A 14,735-nucleotide genomic window follows, 5' to 3' on the forward strand; every position below is an offset into this window, starting at 1 on the left:
TGTAAACATACTGGATGACAGCGTATCGCTTTCGGGAAGTCGGAGACGAGACCATATCAATGGCTTGGATGAAGCTGACATCCTGGAGGATGGCTTCGGAAGAGACAAATTGGATGGTGGGGAAAGCGCCGATATCCTGAGAGGCGGACCAGGCCGCGGTGTTCATATTAGTGGAGAGGAAGCTGACCTTCTTGAGTTTCACTTTTTTGATGGCTTCAACATCATGACTGATTTTGAAGTTGGGATTGATCAGATTGGGATTGGCTCAGGTCTATTTGCAGACAATATCTCTGACATTAAGTACCGGGATCTGGATGACGGGGTGCTGCTTAATTTAAGTGGTGCCAAAGTCTTAGTTGAGGATCTGGCATTTATGGATCTGAGCGAAGATTCATTCGCTTGGTTATAGCGAATATCTGTGCTCGCGCGTTAGAATCTATAGCGTTGTAGAGCCCAGGTTGCCCTAGTGAAACCAAAGTCTTGAAAGTGAATCTACCAATTCGGATTGATCCATGCATCAAGCTGCATTTTGAACTGGGTACAAGGCAGGCCGCACAAAGCCCGAAGTCCTGAGTGGTAGACCGATCACGCCACCGATTCTTGTCCACTTCGTGGTACATATTGTGGCAGTTATTTTTTTGCATGAAAAATGGTTACTCAAATAGGGTTGTTCCCCCTTGGTCCGCCACCTACTCCCTATGTGCGACAAATAGTTTTGCCTTTTGCGATAGAAATTTTCCATTACGCCGCACAGCCATGCCTTCTGCCAAGTGGTTGCGTCGTACATATTTCCCTTTAACAACTGGTTTTGGGCGAAGCCCTTCAGGGTGCTCGTCTCTAAAACCTGCTCCCGGCGAGGGTTGGGGGGTAGCAAGTTTAATATAGTTCGAAAGGGTGGTGCGCCCACAGGCGTCCGCCCAGGACAGGCTTTGCGCGGTGCCCTCATGACGGCACAGCTCTGCAATACTTTCCTCGCCTATTTGGCCGACCAGTACGATCTGGATCATTTCTTGTGCGGAATACTGTTTACGGGTCGAACGCCAAATGTCCTTTGCTGGCTTCTCACCGTGACTCTGCTTGTTTTAGGGGTTCTTTCTCATCTCCACTCCTTGGCAGCTACGATGAGCCAGAAATCTACTCTTATCAAATCGATCAATACTGTCCCAATGGTACTGATGTCAGACACCGGGAGCTAATGATATAGACCAGAACTAAGGACCACAATAAGGCACTGATTTTTTTAAATTACTCAAGTTAGCGCCCAATAGTTAACGGCACAGTAAGATTGGGCGTGGGAGCTCACTTCGGGCGGCGTCAATCCTTTGGCTATCACCTCCTCTGCCCCGGACAGTTGGGGGTACAGATAGAACACTCCGAGCCGTCAACGCTATGATGCGATCCTGTTCCAAACCGGAAACGATTCCATATTAGGAAGCCTATGTCTGTTGGTGGTTCTGAAGAAATTCTTTCCAGTGGCGTGTGCGCGGGTTTAGATAAGATGCAGCTTGAGCAGGGCCTACATGTGCTAACAGGTCAAGCCCGGTCACGAACGGCGAAAAATCATCTTCAACACACCCCCACGGCCTGACATCATATTCCATGTATTCGACGTTGATCCCTGCCAATTCAAACCCCTTGTGCTCCAGATAGTTGCGAGCGCCATGTCCGGTGACATAGCGCGTTCCGCCCAATTCCTTTACGATGTGCATGACCCGTTCTGACCCGTGTCCGCCAATATTCAAATCAGTGCTGAGACAGGTGCTTTTGGGCGCAATTCCACATCTAGAGGCCAGTCCTTCACTGCTGGCAATCAGGGCGTCGCAGAGCTTGTCGTATCGTTCCAGTCTTTGAACCAACGCCAATGTCGTGTCCAAATAAGGGGTGTCTTTCAACGATTGTTTGAGTTTAGCAACGTGACTTTCAAGCCAGTGTGGATTGGCCGCGGTGAGATCAGCGATTTTGGTGCTACTGCCAGTGTGTTTTACCGGTACACTGAGCCAGGAGGTACCTGTTGGCAGCTTTACCTGCACCCGATTGGTAAACGAACCCTTGGAGAACTGCGCATCTACCAACCAAACGACTATGTCGGCCAAGGCGAGTTGAGCCAAAAACCCCGGCCAAGGAAAATACATTGGTTGCGAAATGACTACGGTGGTCATGCTGGTTTGCGGCGAATGTACCCGCCAGGCGAAGAGGATAGCACAAGCTTGCCGTTCAACACCGGATCAATTTCGAATAAGTCTGCCTCTGACATATAGTCATTGAGCGCTGATAGCGGCTCGTTTCCAGTAAACCACGATTTCGACCGATTTTGCGGACTGTCCTTTTGGGCGACATGCCCGATCATCGTATCTGCAACGACCATGTAGCAGCCGGGTGTCACCAACGGACCGTAGGCACGGCATTCGGTCAGAACATGATCGCGGCTGTGATCGCTATCTAGAACTACCATGACTTTGGCGCCTTCAGGGATCTCGGCACGCACAGCGGCCAATGTTTCCTCGCTGGTCGACGGCCCCTCAATTAGAGTGACTCGTTCCGACATAGGGTGTTTGTTGATCGTGTCACGGTTATGAGAGCGGATATCTATGTCGACTCCAATCACGGTGCCGTTGCCAATCAACTGCAATAGTGAGGCCATAAACAGCACCGAGCCACCGCGTGCCACGCCAGTTTCGATAATGACATCGGGTTTCGTGTTCCAGATCACTTCCTGTGTCGCCATCACATCTGCAGGCATCTGAATGATGGGTGCACCCATCCAGCTCCACAGATAAGAGTAGTCATAAGGATCAAGTTGCAACATATGTGCAATTGAACTTTGAAAAACCTGCTCGTCTTGCCCAAGCGCCAAGCATTGCTTTTTCTTGTGAGCTTCAAACTCTTTGCGGTCGTCTTTTGACGTCATGATTTGCCTTCAGCATTTTTAAGTGATTTGCCACGCTCTGGAGCTCTCATCTAAGCTTTGTTGCAGGTCGTGTCACCATCCATTGTGTGAGTAGGTTTTATATCGCGAACATTCGCGTCGGTCCGACACGCTTTTGAACAACCCGAACACTTTTTTTGTCTAGCTTCCGAAATCAATAGCTCAAAGGTCTCTACTAAAACAATAGAGCATCCCACTTTGAATAAGTGTGCCGAATTCTTAGAACGTTCTAGCTACTACCGGGGCCATGTAGCTATCGTTACATCATAGCCGCGTCGGTGTCTCTTATGAATTGGCCCATGATCAGTTCAGCCAATTCGAATGTCCTCAGCTTTAACTGTCCTACCACAAAAGAACTCGCTAATTCGCCGTCTATTTGGGGTCGTCGGTCTGGTATTGACGGTCTCGGGACATTATGAAAGACGAAGTCCTGAGGTATGAGGAGCTTTGACGTGACAGCGATCTTATCCGAAGCGGACCGGAAATTCTTCGAAGCTGAAGGGTATTTGATAATCAAGGGCTTTTACGACGTCGCTAAAGAAATCACACCGATTCAGAAAGATATATATGAAATTATCGGTCTGGTGGCAGAGCGTCATGGTGAAGATCTGAACCGCCCCCGATTTACGCCCGAACAATTTGACGCAGGTTACAACACCCTTATTGCTAGGAACCGTAGCTATGGCGGCGAGATTTACGATCTGGTTAAGCAAATACCGGCGTTCCTGCGCTTGGTTTGTAACGAGAGATCAGATGCGCTATTTCGTAGCTTGCGCAATACTACGCATTCGGGGATTGGTGCGGCGTCTTATGGCATTCGGATTGATGTCCCATACGAAGACAAATTTCGCTCTCATTGGCATCAAGAATTCATGTACCAGCCTCAAAGCATTGATGGAATTGTATTTTGGACCCCGCTTTTACCGGTAACTGATGAATATGGCCCTGTGATTGTTCTACCCAAATCCCATCGCGACGGACTTTGCGTTTATTCTCGCGGAGCGAACTACGCTGACAAGCAAGGCGCATATCAGATCGGCCTGCACGACGAGGACGAGATTATCGGCAAATACGAACAAGCTGCCCCACTGACGGAACCCGGTGACTTATTGTTAATGGATTTTTTGACGCTCCATGGCTCAGGCGTGAATCGAGCAGAAAGAGCACGCTGGTCAGTGCAAAGCCGTTTTTTTAACTACCGCGATCCTGTGGGACAGAAAGTAGGTTGGAAAGCGTCGGTGACATCCGGTACTGACGTCGCACAGGTGTTTCCCGATCATTTTATCGAGACGTAAGGTATGACAACGACGAGACGTAAGATATGACGACAACATGTAATGTCTGCGGTACGCCTTCCGGTGCTCCGATTTTTGAAAGCAGCGAAAACAGATCACTTACCACAATGAACAACCTCATTGAGGGTCGCACTACTGTTTATTTCTGTGAGGTTTGCCAGCACGCTCAAACCAATGAACTGCCCGATCTGGAAGCGTTTTATTCCACCGAGTATGAGATCAGTATTGACAGCGAAGACGATGATCAGCTTTACGCCGTCGTAGACGGCAAGGAAGTTTATCGGTCGCAACATCAGGCGAATGTGCTGATGTCAAAAATTGATCTTTCAAAACATCGAAAGGTACTAGATTACGGCTGCGCCAAGGCGCCCACTCTAAGGTCCGTTTGCAAAGAAATACCAGAGATAGAGCCGTATTTGTTTGATGTGACAGACAAATACATACCGTTTTGGGAACGCTTTCCAACTAGCGCCAAATGGGCCACTCATGCACCTGACCCGAGTTGGCAACGGCAGATGGACGTCGTTCTTTCGTTCTACGCACTGGAACATATCCCGCATCTTGATCGGATACTGGCGGAGGTCAGCATACTGCTCAAAGAAGGAGGGTATTTCTACTTTATCGTGCCGGACATGTATCAGAACGCGGCTGATTTCGTAGTCGCAGATCACGTAAATCACTTCTCCGAGTCGTCTTTGTGGCGTCTCATGACCGATGCTGGGTTCGATAACATTGATATTGATCCAGATGCTCATGCGTCGGCTTACGTCGTTTCAGGTCGGCTTACCGCAACTGACGCGAAAGTTCTAACTCCACCAGAATTCCCGAACCGGGTAGATGATGCCAAGCAGTTGGCCGTTTTTTGGAGCGACATCAAAACACGGATCACCACATTCGAGGAGACAGTCGAGGTGGACATGCCTTTGGCGATATATGGTGCCGGGATTTATGGCCATTTCATCTATTCCTGTCTGAAAGAACCCTGCCGCGTCAGCTATTTTGTCGATCAGAATCCGTTTCTGCATGGCAAGGAGATTGATGGCATTCCGATAGTCCCCCCGCGAGATTTGCAATCGGAGCCCGCGGCAATTTTGGTGGGGCTAAACCCACGTCACGCGCGCCGAATAATTGAAGGAATTCCAAATTTTCAGACCCCTGATCGGAAATTCCTCTACCTGTCATGACGTGTATTCGAAAGGGCTGACTATCTGATGGAAAACCTAGACGACGTCGCATCAAAGTATTTGCAGCCACCTAGTGTCGAGATTGAGAATGATCTCATTATGCGGTGGTATCCCGAGAGGATTTTTGAGCGTGCGGGACATGTTGGGCGTTTGCTAGAGCTTGGGTTGGGGCATGGTTACACAGTTCCCTTCTTTTTCAAGATGAGTGACCAGCACGTCGTCGTTGAAGGCTCTCAAAAGGTCATCGAGAATTTTCAGTCCAAGAACCCTTGGTATACTGGATCATTGGAGGCGGGGTACTTCGAAACTTACACACCTACCGACACCTTCGATCTGATTGTCATGGGATTCGTGCTCGAGCATGTGGATGATCCAGTCGCCATTCTAAGCCGGTACAAAAAGTTTCTAGCTCCCAACGGTCGCATTTGGATTGCTGTACCGAATGCAAAATCGTTAAACCGGCGCCTCGGGCTTGAGATGGGGATGATCGAGGACATTTATGATCTGAACGAAACGGATTTAATGCTCGGACATCAACGCAATTTTTGCCGCGATACATTGCGAAGCGCCATCGAGCTGGCCGGGTACAGAGTAACGCATGAGGAAGGGCTTTACCTGAAGCCTCTTCCATTGGGTGTTCTCAGAACGCTAGATAACTTTGAAGAGAACATGCGCGCGATGATGGCTGTTGGCGTTGACTTTCCAGATCTTTGTGTTGGTCTTCTTGTAGAAGTGTCTCATGACTAGAGCTGTTTGTGCGGGGCCTGAGTTGTGAACGAGCGCCGACGTATTCTGGTCACCGGCGTAGGAGCGCTCATAGGCCAGGGCATCGCCAGCAGTCTGCGGGATGACGGGCGGTCGTGGTTAATTGGACTTGACCGGCGCATGTCGCTATTCGGCGCAGAGCTGTGCGATGAAACTCTGCTGAAACCCAAGCTAGACGAAAGCTCAGATGCGTATCTGACGTTCTGGAAAGATTTGGTGCAGGATCACGGAATTGAACTGATTATTCCAGGTATCAGCATCGACATGGCGTTTCTAGACGCCCACCGAAGTTTTTTCGAAGACCTCGGGGTAGCGTTGGCCCTAAACACATCGCATCTTATCGCGTTGACTGAAAACAAGTCGGATTTTGCAGCCGACTATGCGCAGTTGGGGTTGCCAGTCATCCCGTCGATTACAGGAGGTGGCACTTGGGAAGCGGCCTGCGCGGCGCTGGGGAAACCGCCATTTCTTTTGAAACCCAGCACTGGGGAAGGCTCCGTTGGCATTGTACTTCTTCATGACGAAGTAGATTTTGATTATTGGAGCGGAAAAACCTCGGGCGAATTTCTTGTGCAGCGGATTGTTGGTACGGACGACGATGAATATACTGTCGGTACATTTGGCTTTGGCGACGGCGATTACATTGGCCCACTGATCTTTCAGCGCCGATTGACACGTGCCGGGAACACTGGCGAGGCAAAGACCGTCACTCATGAAGCCGTATCCAAAGCAACTGATACAATCATGCGCTACTACAAGCCGCTGGGTCCAACCAACTTACAATTCCGTTTGGAAGGTGAGGATGCCTATCTTCTTGAAATCAACCCTCGGTTTTCAAGTAGTTGTTCCTTGCGAACCGCTTTCGGGTTCAACGAAGCTGAGATGTGTGTTGACTTTTACCTGAACCGACGACGGCCTGCGCAACCTGTCTTGCGTGAAGGGATTGCGCAGCGTCACAACGCAGATCGGATACGTTATGCTGGGCCTGATCTCTGATATTCATGCCAATCTGGCCGCGCTTGAGGCGGTTTTGGCTGACGCGAAGTCCAAAGGGGTGACAGAGTTTGTGTGCCTTGGCGACGTTATCGGGTATAATGGTCAGCCGGAAGAATGCGTACAACTGCTCAAGGCAGAAGGGGTGCGCAATATACTGGGCAATCACGACAGCTACGTTACGTCGGGACAGAATTGCGAACGCTCTAAGGTCGTCGCGGGTATCATAGACAAACATCAGACAGAGCTAAGTTCGGACAGCGTGGCATGGTTGAGCCGATCAATGGACAGCATCCAGGATGGCACAACATTGTTTGTACACGGAGGACCGCAGGATCATGTCGATGAATACCTCTATAAAGTGGGGATCGATACGTTTCCCAAAGGCGTAACACGGCTGTTTGCGGGTCATACCCATGTGCAATGCATTCTAGACTTCGGTACGCACGTCTTTTGCAATCCGGGCTCGGTCGGACAGCCGCGCGATGGAGACCCACGTGCAGCTTACGCAATCTTATCAGATGGCCAGATTGCCCTGCACAGAGTCGTTTATGACATCGACCGCACGATACGCGCGATGAAAGAGCGCGGGTACGAAGAGTTCATGTATCGCGGACTTGCCAAAGGCGCCCAGATCAACGGGCGTATTGACGAGATTGTGAAAGCCTAAGGAGAGGCCAAGGTCTCGATTACCCGACAGACTCGATCAATGTCCCCGTCTGTCATGTCGTGAAAACTGGGCAGGTTCAGTGCCCGCTCGCAAATATCATGGGCATGCGGGGTAGGCGCTTCTACGAACATAGGCTGGCTGGAAAGCGGGTAGAAAAATACACGCGCATCAATGTTTGCTGCCTCGAATGCTGCCAAGGCCCTCTCACGGGAGACGCCAAGTGCCTTGTCAAAAACAACAGTGGGCATCCACGCGCCATTCCGAACGTGAGGAGGCTCAGGGTTCATCGATAGCCCTAGATGCGACAGCCGCTCTTTGTAGGCCGCTAGTATCTCCGCTTTGCGGTTCGTCAGTTCCTCAATGCGCTCAATCTGCCCCATTCCTATTGCAGCTTGAATGTTTGACATCTTGAATTTGTAGCCGACCGTATCAGCCCAGAATTGTTTTTTCTGCGCCTTGTCACGTCCGTGATTGGACAGCGTCAGAATGCGATCCGCCAAAGCATCGTCATCGGTCACCAGCATCCCGCCTTCGCCGGTGGTCAACGTTTTCGTACCATGAAAAGAGAAGGTCCCGAACTTTCCAATCGCGCCTGTATGAATGGCGCGATATCGCGCACCCAACGCTTCGGCCGCGTCTTCGATAAGCACCACTCCACATTCATCTGCGATGCTCAACAGTGTGTCCATCTCACAGAGATTACCGTAGAGATGTGTGGCTATGATGGCCTTGGTTTTCGATGTAATCGCCGCGCGGACCTGATCAGGATCAATACACCAACTGTCTGGCAAGATATCAACGAAAATCGGTGTTGCGCCCAAATGCACGACGGGAGCAACCGTAGCGATCCAATTTGTGTCGGCAAGGATGACCTCATCGCCCGGACCGATACCTAGCGCAGCCAGACCCATCTCCATCGCGCCCGTGCAACTGGAAGTCGAAATAGCATGTTTTGTTCCGACATACTCTGCGAAGGTCGCCTCGAAGCGATGAATGTAGTCATAACATTTCGGCCCCCAACCAGTGCGGGCGGCATCAGTGGCATAACTAACCTCGAGATCGGTGATAGAGGGTCGGGTATAGACGATGCGGTCGGTCATAGGATTTGCAGTTCTGGCACAGCAGTTACAAAACGGGTATCTACAAGCCAATCAAGTGATTGCATAATCTCGGTTTTCAGGTTCCATGGGAATATCACCAGGTAGTCTGGACGTCGGTTCTGTAGCTCGTCTGGCGCCAGAATGGGGATATGACTGCCCGGTAGGTATTTGCCGATCTTAAATTCTGCAGCATCACATACGAATTCAATGGCGTCTGGACCAACGCCTGCGAAGTTCATAAGCGTGTTGCCTTTCGCGGCTGCGCCGTATCCTGCTACCGACTTTCCCTCCGCCTTAGCATCCAGCACGAACCGCAAGAAATCGTCTTTGACCTTTTCCGCTTTGAGTTGGAAACCTGTGTAGAAGTCATCGTCATTCATTCCGTGAGATGCTTCGAGATCACGCATGGCCTTCACGGCGTCGGTTTGCGCATGTCTGGCTCCTTCAAGACAGGCAAAGAGACGCAAGCTGCCGCCATGAGTTGTTAGTTGTTCAACATCGAACACCCGCAAACCTGCCGCCGCCAGAATACGCTCGGCTGAAAGAAGAGAAATGTAGGAGAAATGTTCGTGATACACGGTATCGAACTGGTTTTGCGTCACCAGGTTCAACAAATGCGGAAACTCGAGTGTGACCACGCCCTGAGGTTTTAGGCAAACCGCCAGCCCTCGCGAGAAACAGTTAATGTCGGGTACATGGGCAAAGACATTGTTACCTATGACAAGATCAGATTTGGCCAGCCCCTTAGCCAACCCTTCCCCGAAGAACTCCTCTACAACATTGATCCCGATTGCCGTCGCTGCGGAGGCGGTGGAATGTGTGGGTTCAATACCTAGGCAGGGGATCCCTGCCTTCCGAAAATTGCGCAGCAGATAACCGTCGTTGGATGCAACCTCGATCACATGAGAATCCGCATCTAGAGCAAATCGTTCGATAACCGTGTCGCAATAGGCTTTGGCATGGGCAAGCCAAGAGGTCGAGGTGGAAGAAAAATAAGCGTATTCTTCGGTGAATAGCGCCTCGCCCGACGAGAAGTCTTCCGTTTGTACAAGGCGGCACTCCTTGCACACGAAAAGCCGCAGCGGATAGGTCAGTTCGGGACGAGAAAGCGCTTCCGCACTTAGATAATCGTTTGACGGGGGTGCATATCCCAAATCAAGAAACGCCATAGTGCGTGAAGACAGACAATGTCGGCAGGTATTGGTCATAAGGGGCGAACATCCAGCAGGGCAGGCAAGTTTTGATCTCTTTCCGACATAAGCGTGATAGGTAAGGGCCAATCAATGCCCAGATCGGGGTCTGTCGCACGCACACCACCCTCAAGTTCCGGTGTGTACGGAGCAGTGTGGCAATAGTGTAGCGTCGCAGTCTCGGTCAATGTCTGGAAACCATGAGCGCAGCCCTCAGGAATGTAGATTGCGTTCCCAGCCTCAGCGCATAATGTGATTGCTCTGCTTTGACCAAAGGTTGGAGAGCCTTCGCGCAGGTCAAGCGCCAGATCGAATACCTTTCCTTCGGTTGCACGTATAAGCTTTGCCTCAGCCATCGGCGCACGCTGAAAATGCAGACCGCGCAAAGTACCTTGCCCCTTGGTTTGCGACATATTCATTTGCACCCAATTGGTCAGCAGACCGGCTTGCGCAAAAACGTCAGCACAGAATGTACGAGCAAAAGCACCGCGGGCATCGGACTGGCGCGCCAACTGGACTTCGTAAAGCCCATCAATATCTTGAGGGATAAGCTTCAAGATTCACCATAATATTGCAACTGTTTAAGTGAGACCGCACGAGGGCACTGGCCCTCCGCAACAGACTGGTACCACTGTATTGTAGCGCGGATGCCGTCTTCGAAAGACCAACAGGCGAAATGACCCAGCAGTGCCTCTGCCTTGTCAGTGGCAAGCCGGAGAATCTGAGCTTCGTGGGCAGAATTGGATTTCCGAGAAGTATCTTCCCATGCGCCCGGCCACATGGAGAGTGCCGTTGTAACAACGTCCTTTACGGTTCTTACCCCCTCAGATGGTGGACCAAAATTGAACGCACTTTGGAGATCGGGATCTGCCGACGTAAACAGCTTTTCCGCGAGTATCAAATACCCTCGCAGAGGCTCCAGGACGTGTTGCCATGGTCGAACGGAATTCGGGTTGCGCACTTTGACTGGAATGTCGGCCGCCAGTGCACGTGCAATATCGGGCACGATGCGGTTCTCGGCCCAGTCGCCACCGCCAATAACGTTGCCTGCGCGCGCCGAAGCCATACGGATCTCTGTCTGTGCAAAAAAAGATTTTCTCCAGCTATCGACGCCAATTTCCATCGCGGCTTTGCTGGAACTATATGGGTCATGACCACCTAGGGGATCAGTTTCGCGAAATGGCCGCGCTTGTTCGTCGTTGGCATACACTTTGTCTGTAGTTACCATAACCACGGCGCGTGGACCGGTCAGATCACGCAGCGCCTCCATCAGATTGAGCGTCCCCATCACATTGGTGGACCAGGTCTCAATCGGGGTTTCGTATCCACGTAAAACCAAAGATTGTGCTGCCATGTGAAAAACGATTTCGGGGTCTGACACTGTTACGGCGTTTGTCACGACAGACGAATCTCGAATGTCACCGATAATGTGCCTGATGGTATCTTCTAGTTTCAGAGAGGAAAAAAAGGGACTTTCAGGTGCCAGTGCTATGCCAGTGACTTTGGCACCGAGTTGCGTCAACCACAGCGCAAGCCATGCACCTTTGAACCCGGTATGTCCGGTAATCAGAACGCGTTTGTCTTTCCAGAACGCATTCATCACCAAGTTTTCCATGGTGCATCGCCGGATTTCCAAAGCTCTTCAAGGTAATCACGATCCCGCATCGTATCCATCGGAGCCCAGAAACCCGAATGCTTGAACACTGAAAGCTGTCGCTCAGTTGCCAGAGTTTCCAATGGAGCGCGTTCCCAAATCGTTTCGTCTCCGTCGATGTAGTCAATCACCTCAGGCTCACAGACAAAAAAACCGCCGTTAACCCAGAAGCCATCTCCATCGGGTTTCTCGTTAAACCGGGTCACAAAATCACCCTCGATCTCCAAGGCTCCGAACCGCGCTGCTGGTTGCAAGGCGGTAACGGTCGCACGGCTGCCAGTTCTTTTGTGAAAGGCCAAAAGCTTGGTAATATCAAGGTCCGTCACACCGTCGCCGTATGTAAGACAAAACGTTTCGGTCAGATGCTCCTTCACACGCTTTAGGCGGCCACCGGTTTGGGTTAGCTGACCGGTGTCGACCAGTGTAACCTGCCAAGGCTCCGAGTATCGATTGTGCACCTTCATCTTATTGTCTTTTAGATCAAATGTGACATCGGATGTATGTAGAAAGTAGTTCGCGAAATACTCTTTGATCAGATAGCCTTTGTAGCCGCAGCAGATGACAAATTCAGTGATCCCATGGGCGCCATAGATTTTCATGATGTGCCATAATATGGGCAAACCACCAATTTCAATCATGGGTTTTGGGCGGAGGTGAGATTCTTCACTAATCCGAGTTCCAAGCCCGCCCGCTAGAATTACCGCTTTCAAATCATCGCTCCGCTCTGTTCTAATCGACCAACAGGCCGCAGATAATTGAATTCCCTTTAAGCATGATAACTTTGATTAGCAAGGAGAGTGGTGTGAGACGCGTCGAGCTGGTCTCAGTTTGCTACATAATTTGAAAACCCATGTGAATCAAAGCTGCCACTTTGGGTCAGCTCAAAGTTCGGTCGTGAGTTGAGTTGGCGTTCCTGATTGAACTCGGGTATTGCCAAGTTGTCTGCGGCAGACTGCGATCTATTCGCAGATGTTGTCTCATGCCGCCATTCTACCGGAGTAGTCAGCCCAGAGGTTGAGCGTATCTGATCGAGCGCAACGAAGTGAGGCTGCTCCCGCCCGAACAAGCCAAAAATTCAAGAGTCAGAATCTGGTTAGCATGGAATAATTCCAGTTCAGTTGCCAGCACCTATATTTTCACAGATTGACTTCGATCGTGTTTTGGGGTTGGACACATGCGAAAATATCAAGTTATGAGCCGCGCTGGACCGCATATCTACACCGTCAAATTTCTAATAGACCATAATTCGACGCCGTGTAGCCCACTAGATCTCCGGTATTAGCCGTATAAGGATGCACCATGGTCCCTCTAGTTATTCCCACACGTAACCGTCCAATGTCTTTGTCCTTTCTCCTTAAGTATCTGGGCGAGTTCAATCCGGGACAACGTGTGGTGATCGCCAATGGCAGTCATCATTCATACCTTGCTGCTTATGAGGAAGCGGTACGTGACAACGACAGTCTTTTGCAGATCGAATATAAGGAGTACGATTCCGATCTGCATTTTCGGGACCGCATGGTTGATTGTGTGAGCGGGTTGGATGATGACATTATCTTCGTCGGAGCAGATGATGATTTTCCTGTGCTTGATACACTCTATCAAGGTGTTGAATTCCTGCGCGCAAACCACGACCACGTCGTCGCTATCGGCGGGATCATTTGCCTGTCAATGTTAGACGAAGATCAGTTCAACGCGAAATTTCTTCATGCATTCAGCCTTCAAGACGAAGACATAGTTTCTCGTCTGTCTAAATACAGCCAATGGGCCTTCGCGACCAGTTATGCTGCGACACGCCGCGATCACTACCTTGAAAGATGTAACAACTTACAGCTTAATGCCATGAAAATATTTGGCGACTATAATGTCGGCCTCCACGACTGTCTGGCTGGAAAAATCAAGGCCTTGCCAGAAATTGGCTACTTCACCACAAAACTAGCCACTCATAGTAGGTTTGGACCGCCCAGCCGTCTGCATTATCTGGAGCATGCACAAGAAACCTTAAACCTGAGAGATTACTATACTGAAAAAATTGCCTCAACTACGGCAATTGACAATCAAGAAGCTCGGTCAATCGCAGATAAACTGATTGCAATGAAAATTGCCCATTGGACAGGTGGCAGCCCGCAGTTTTTGGATGGGTTTGGGTGTTCGTCGCTGTTCCGTGATGAAACTGTGCGCAAACAATATGACGCGTTTCAAGATCTATTTCGTCAAGGTACAGCAGAGCAAAAGAAACTTGGAGGCAATCTAAGGAAGGTTGTCGACGCAATGTTGGAAATTAGTGAGGCTAATTCAGATAATCACGGTGAGCCGGAAAAGTACGATTCAATAGAATATTTTTTGGCTTCGACCAATGGCGGTATTTCGCGGCCATGACAGAACGCCTCGTTAAGGAGTAAATGGATGAAACGAAAGATTAAGCGCAAACTTGCTAAGATGTTTTCTGCGCGCCGCTCGGAGAACAGTGCGAAGCCGAGGCCCGAACCAAAAAAACCAAAGCAGATCATTAGCCCACGGTTTAATATAGCCTTTTCCCCAGAAACGCTTGAAAGAAAGTGAAGTGGGCCTGCTTTCAAAGGGCGTATTTCTGTCGCGAAATTTATCGCTGAGCGTGGAAATTTCGTCGGATCAACAGGTCAAGCAGCCAAATCCGCGATGCGTTGAAACTAACCGAGTCCAGGCGTAATTTATCCTCCGCGGATCATGTGTGTGTCTTCGATACCTGCAAGTGTTGCCTTCGCTGATCGCGCGTACGATACCAATTGGTTCCGTGAAGCATTGAAAGACAATGGGATACGCGCCTGTGTCCCCGGAGGAAAACAGCGCAAAAAAACCTATTAATATGACAGGCGAAGATACCAAAGGCGCAACCCGATCCCCGCCTCCGGTCCATGTTGATCCGCGCCCATGGCTGGACCCACGATCTGAAGTCCGGAGTTCAACTGATGGAAGTTGCGC

15 protein-coding genes and 1 pseudogene are annotated in these 14,735 nt (G+C 50.3%); 8 read left to right on the forward strand and 8 right to left on the reverse strand.

Translation table 11 applies throughout. The annotated features are described in order from the left end of the window. Positions 1-64 precede the first annotated feature (64 nt). Positions 65-409: a hypothetical protein gene (locus tag ACR0CZ_RS14040; protein WP_170399850.1), complete on the forward strand. Its 345-nt coding sequence runs from the start codon at positions 65-67 to the stop codon at positions 407-409. A gap of 280 nt (positions 410-689) precedes the next feature. Here the strand turns inward: ACR0CZ_RS14040 and ACR0CZ_RS14045 are convergent, their stop codons facing one another. From ACR0CZ_RS14045 to ACR0CZ_RS14055, 3 genes are all read right to left on the reverse strand, one after another. Continuing rightward, on the reverse strand, positions 690-1,007 hold the full coding sequence (locus ACR0CZ_RS14045) for a hypothetical protein (RefSeq protein WP_170399847.1): 318 nt from the start codon (positions 1,005-1,007) through the stop codon (positions 690-692). Positions 1,008-1,436: 429 nt separating this feature from the next. Further along, positions 1,437-2,159 (reverse strand): WbqC family protein, encoded by a 723-nt coding sequence (locus ACR0CZ_RS14050; protein WP_170399844.1) that lies wholly within the window; start codon positions 2,157-2,159, stop codon positions 1,437-1,439. Next, the gene (locus ACR0CZ_RS14055) at positions 2,156-2,908 is read right to left on the reverse strand and encodes a CmcI family methyltransferase (protein WP_170399841.1); all 753 of its coding nucleotides are present in this window, start codon (positions 2,906-2,908) and stop codon (positions 2,156-2,158) included. Before ACR0CZ_RS14055 ends, ACR0CZ_RS14050 begins: the two co-directional genes overlap by 4 nt. Positions 2,909-3,378: 470 nt before the next feature. Between ACR0CZ_RS14055 and ACR0CZ_RS14060 the strand changes: the two genes are divergently transcribed. The 5 genes from ACR0CZ_RS14060 (at position 3,379) to ACR0CZ_RS14080 (ending at position 7,833) form a co-directional block, all read left to right on the forward strand. Then, positions 3,379-4,221: a phytanoyl-CoA dioxygenase family protein gene (locus ACR0CZ_RS14060; RefSeq protein WP_480459948.1), complete on the forward strand. Its 843-nt coding sequence runs from the start codon at positions 3,379-3,381 to the stop codon at positions 4,219-4,221. Between the two features lie 107 nt (positions 4,222-4,328). Beyond that, a complete protein-coding gene (locus tag ACR0CZ_RS14065) occupies positions 4,329-5,405 on the forward strand; it encodes a class I SAM-dependent methyltransferase (protein WP_170399835.1) in 1,077 nt (358 codons plus the stop codon). Between the two features lie 27 nt (positions 5,406-5,432). After that, positions 5,433-6,152 carry a class I SAM-dependent methyltransferase gene (locus ACR0CZ_RS14070; RefSeq protein WP_170399832.1) on the forward strand — a complete coding sequence of 240 codons (720 nt, stop codon included), beginning with the start codon at positions 5,433-5,435 and terminating at the stop codon, positions 6,150-6,152. Positions 6,153-6,176: 24 nt separating this feature from the next. Continuing rightward, positions 6,177-7,166 carry an ATP-grasp domain-containing protein gene (locus tag ACR0CZ_RS14075; protein WP_170399829.1) on the forward strand — a complete coding sequence of 330 codons (990 nt, stop codon included), beginning with the start codon at positions 6,177-6,179 and terminating at the stop codon, positions 7,164-7,166. Beyond that, positions 7,147-7,833 (forward strand): metallophosphoesterase family protein, encoded by a 687-nt coding sequence (locus tag ACR0CZ_RS14080; protein WP_170399826.1) that lies wholly within the window; start codon positions 7,147-7,149, stop codon positions 7,831-7,833. The genes ACR0CZ_RS14075 and ACR0CZ_RS14080 overlap by 20 nt, the downstream gene beginning before the upstream one ends. Here the strand turns inward: ACR0CZ_RS14080 and ACR0CZ_RS14085 are convergent. The 5 genes from ACR0CZ_RS14085 to rfbF are packed head-to-tail and all read right to left on the reverse strand — an operon-like array spanning position 7,830 to position 12,487. After that, positions 7,830-8,933, reverse strand: a complete 1,104-nt coding sequence (locus ACR0CZ_RS14085; protein ID WP_170399823.1) for a DegT/DnrJ/EryC1/StrS family aminotransferase — start codon at positions 8,931-8,933, stop codon at positions 7,830-7,832. The genes ACR0CZ_RS14080 and ACR0CZ_RS14085 overlap by 4 nt on opposite strands. Continuing rightward, entirely contained in the window at positions 8,930-10,141 is a 1,212-nt protein-coding gene (locus ACR0CZ_RS14090; RefSeq protein WP_170399820.1) for a class I SAM-dependent methyltransferase, read from the reverse strand. Before ACR0CZ_RS14090 ends, ACR0CZ_RS14085 begins: the two co-directional genes overlap by 4 nt. Continuing rightward, positions 10,138-10,680, reverse strand: a complete 543-nt coding sequence (gene rfbC / locus ACR0CZ_RS14095; RefSeq protein WP_170399817.1) for a dTDP-4-dehydrorhamnose 3,5-epimerase — start codon at positions 10,678-10,680, stop codon at positions 10,138-10,140. The genes ACR0CZ_RS14090 and rfbC overlap by 4 nt, the downstream gene beginning before the upstream one ends. Continuing rightward, positions 10,677-11,738 carry a CDP-glucose 4,6-dehydratase gene (gene rfbG, locus ACR0CZ_RS14100; RefSeq protein WP_480459947.1) on the reverse strand — a complete coding sequence of 354 codons (1,062 nt, stop codon included), beginning with the start codon at positions 11,736-11,738 and terminating at the stop codon, positions 10,677-10,679. The genes rfbC and rfbG overlap by 4 nt, the downstream gene beginning before the upstream one ends. Further along, complete coding sequence (gene rfbF / locus ACR0CZ_RS14105) at positions 11,723-12,487, reverse strand: glucose-1-phosphate cytidylyltransferase (protein WP_170399814.1); 765 nt, start codon at positions 12,485-12,487, stop codon at positions 11,723-11,725. Before rfbF ends, rfbG begins: the two co-directional genes overlap by 16 nt. Before the next feature lie 589 nt (positions 12,488-13,076). Between rfbF and ACR0CZ_RS14110 the strand changes: the two genes are divergently transcribed. Further along, positions 13,077-14,153, forward strand: a complete 1,077-nt coding sequence (locus ACR0CZ_RS14110) for a TIGR00180 family glycosyltransferase (RefSeq protein WP_170399811.1) — start codon at positions 13,077-13,079, stop codon at positions 14,151-14,153. Between the two features lie 333 nt (positions 14,154-14,486). Continuing rightward, a pseudogene (locus ACR0CZ_RS14115) lies at positions 14,487-14,615 on the forward strand (IS5/IS1182 family transposase); the annotation flags it as partial. Positions 14,616-14,735: the final 120 nt, after the last annotated feature.

It is taken from the genome of Ruegeria sp. H9 (assembly GCF_056532915.1).

Coding starts and splice junctions, on each gene's coding strand:
- ACR0CZ_RS14045 (WP_170399847.1), bottom strand. CDS start 1,007: ATGATCCAGATCGTACTGGTCGGCCAAATAGGCGAGGAAAGTATTGCA.
- ACR0CZ_RS14050 (WP_170399844.1), bottom strand. CDS start 2,159: ATGACCACCGTAGTCATTTCGCAACCAATGTATTTTCCTTGGCCGGGG.
- ACR0CZ_RS14055 (WP_170399841.1), bottom strand. CDS start 2,908: ATGACGTCAAAAGACGACCGCAAAGAGTTTGAAGCTCACAAGAAAAAG.
- ACR0CZ_RS14065 (WP_170399835.1), top strand. CDS start 4,329: ATGAACAACCTCATTGAGGGTCGCACTACTGTTTATTTCTGTGAGGTT.
- ACR0CZ_RS14070 (WP_170399832.1), top strand. CDS start 5,433: ATGGAAAACCTAGACGACGTCGCATCAAAGTATTTGCAGCCACCTAGT.
- ACR0CZ_RS14080 (WP_170399826.1), top strand. CDS start 7,147: ATGCTGGGCCTGATCTCTGATATTCATGCCAATCTGGCCGCGCTTGAG.
- ACR0CZ_RS14085 (WP_170399823.1), bottom strand. CDS start 8,933: ATGACCGACCGCATCGTCTATACCCGACCCTCTATCACCGATCTCGAG.
- ACR0CZ_RS14090 (WP_170399820.1), bottom strand. CDS start 10,141: ATGACCAATACCTGCCGACATTGTCTGTCTTCACGCACTATGGCGTTT.
- rfbG (WP_480459947.1), bottom strand. CDS start 11,738: ATGGAAAACTTGGTGATGAATGCGTTCTGGAAAGACAAACGCGTTCTG.
- ACR0CZ_RS14110 (WP_170399811.1), top strand. CDS start 13,077: ATGGTCCCTCTAGTTATTCCCACACGTAACCGTCCAATGTCTTTGTCC.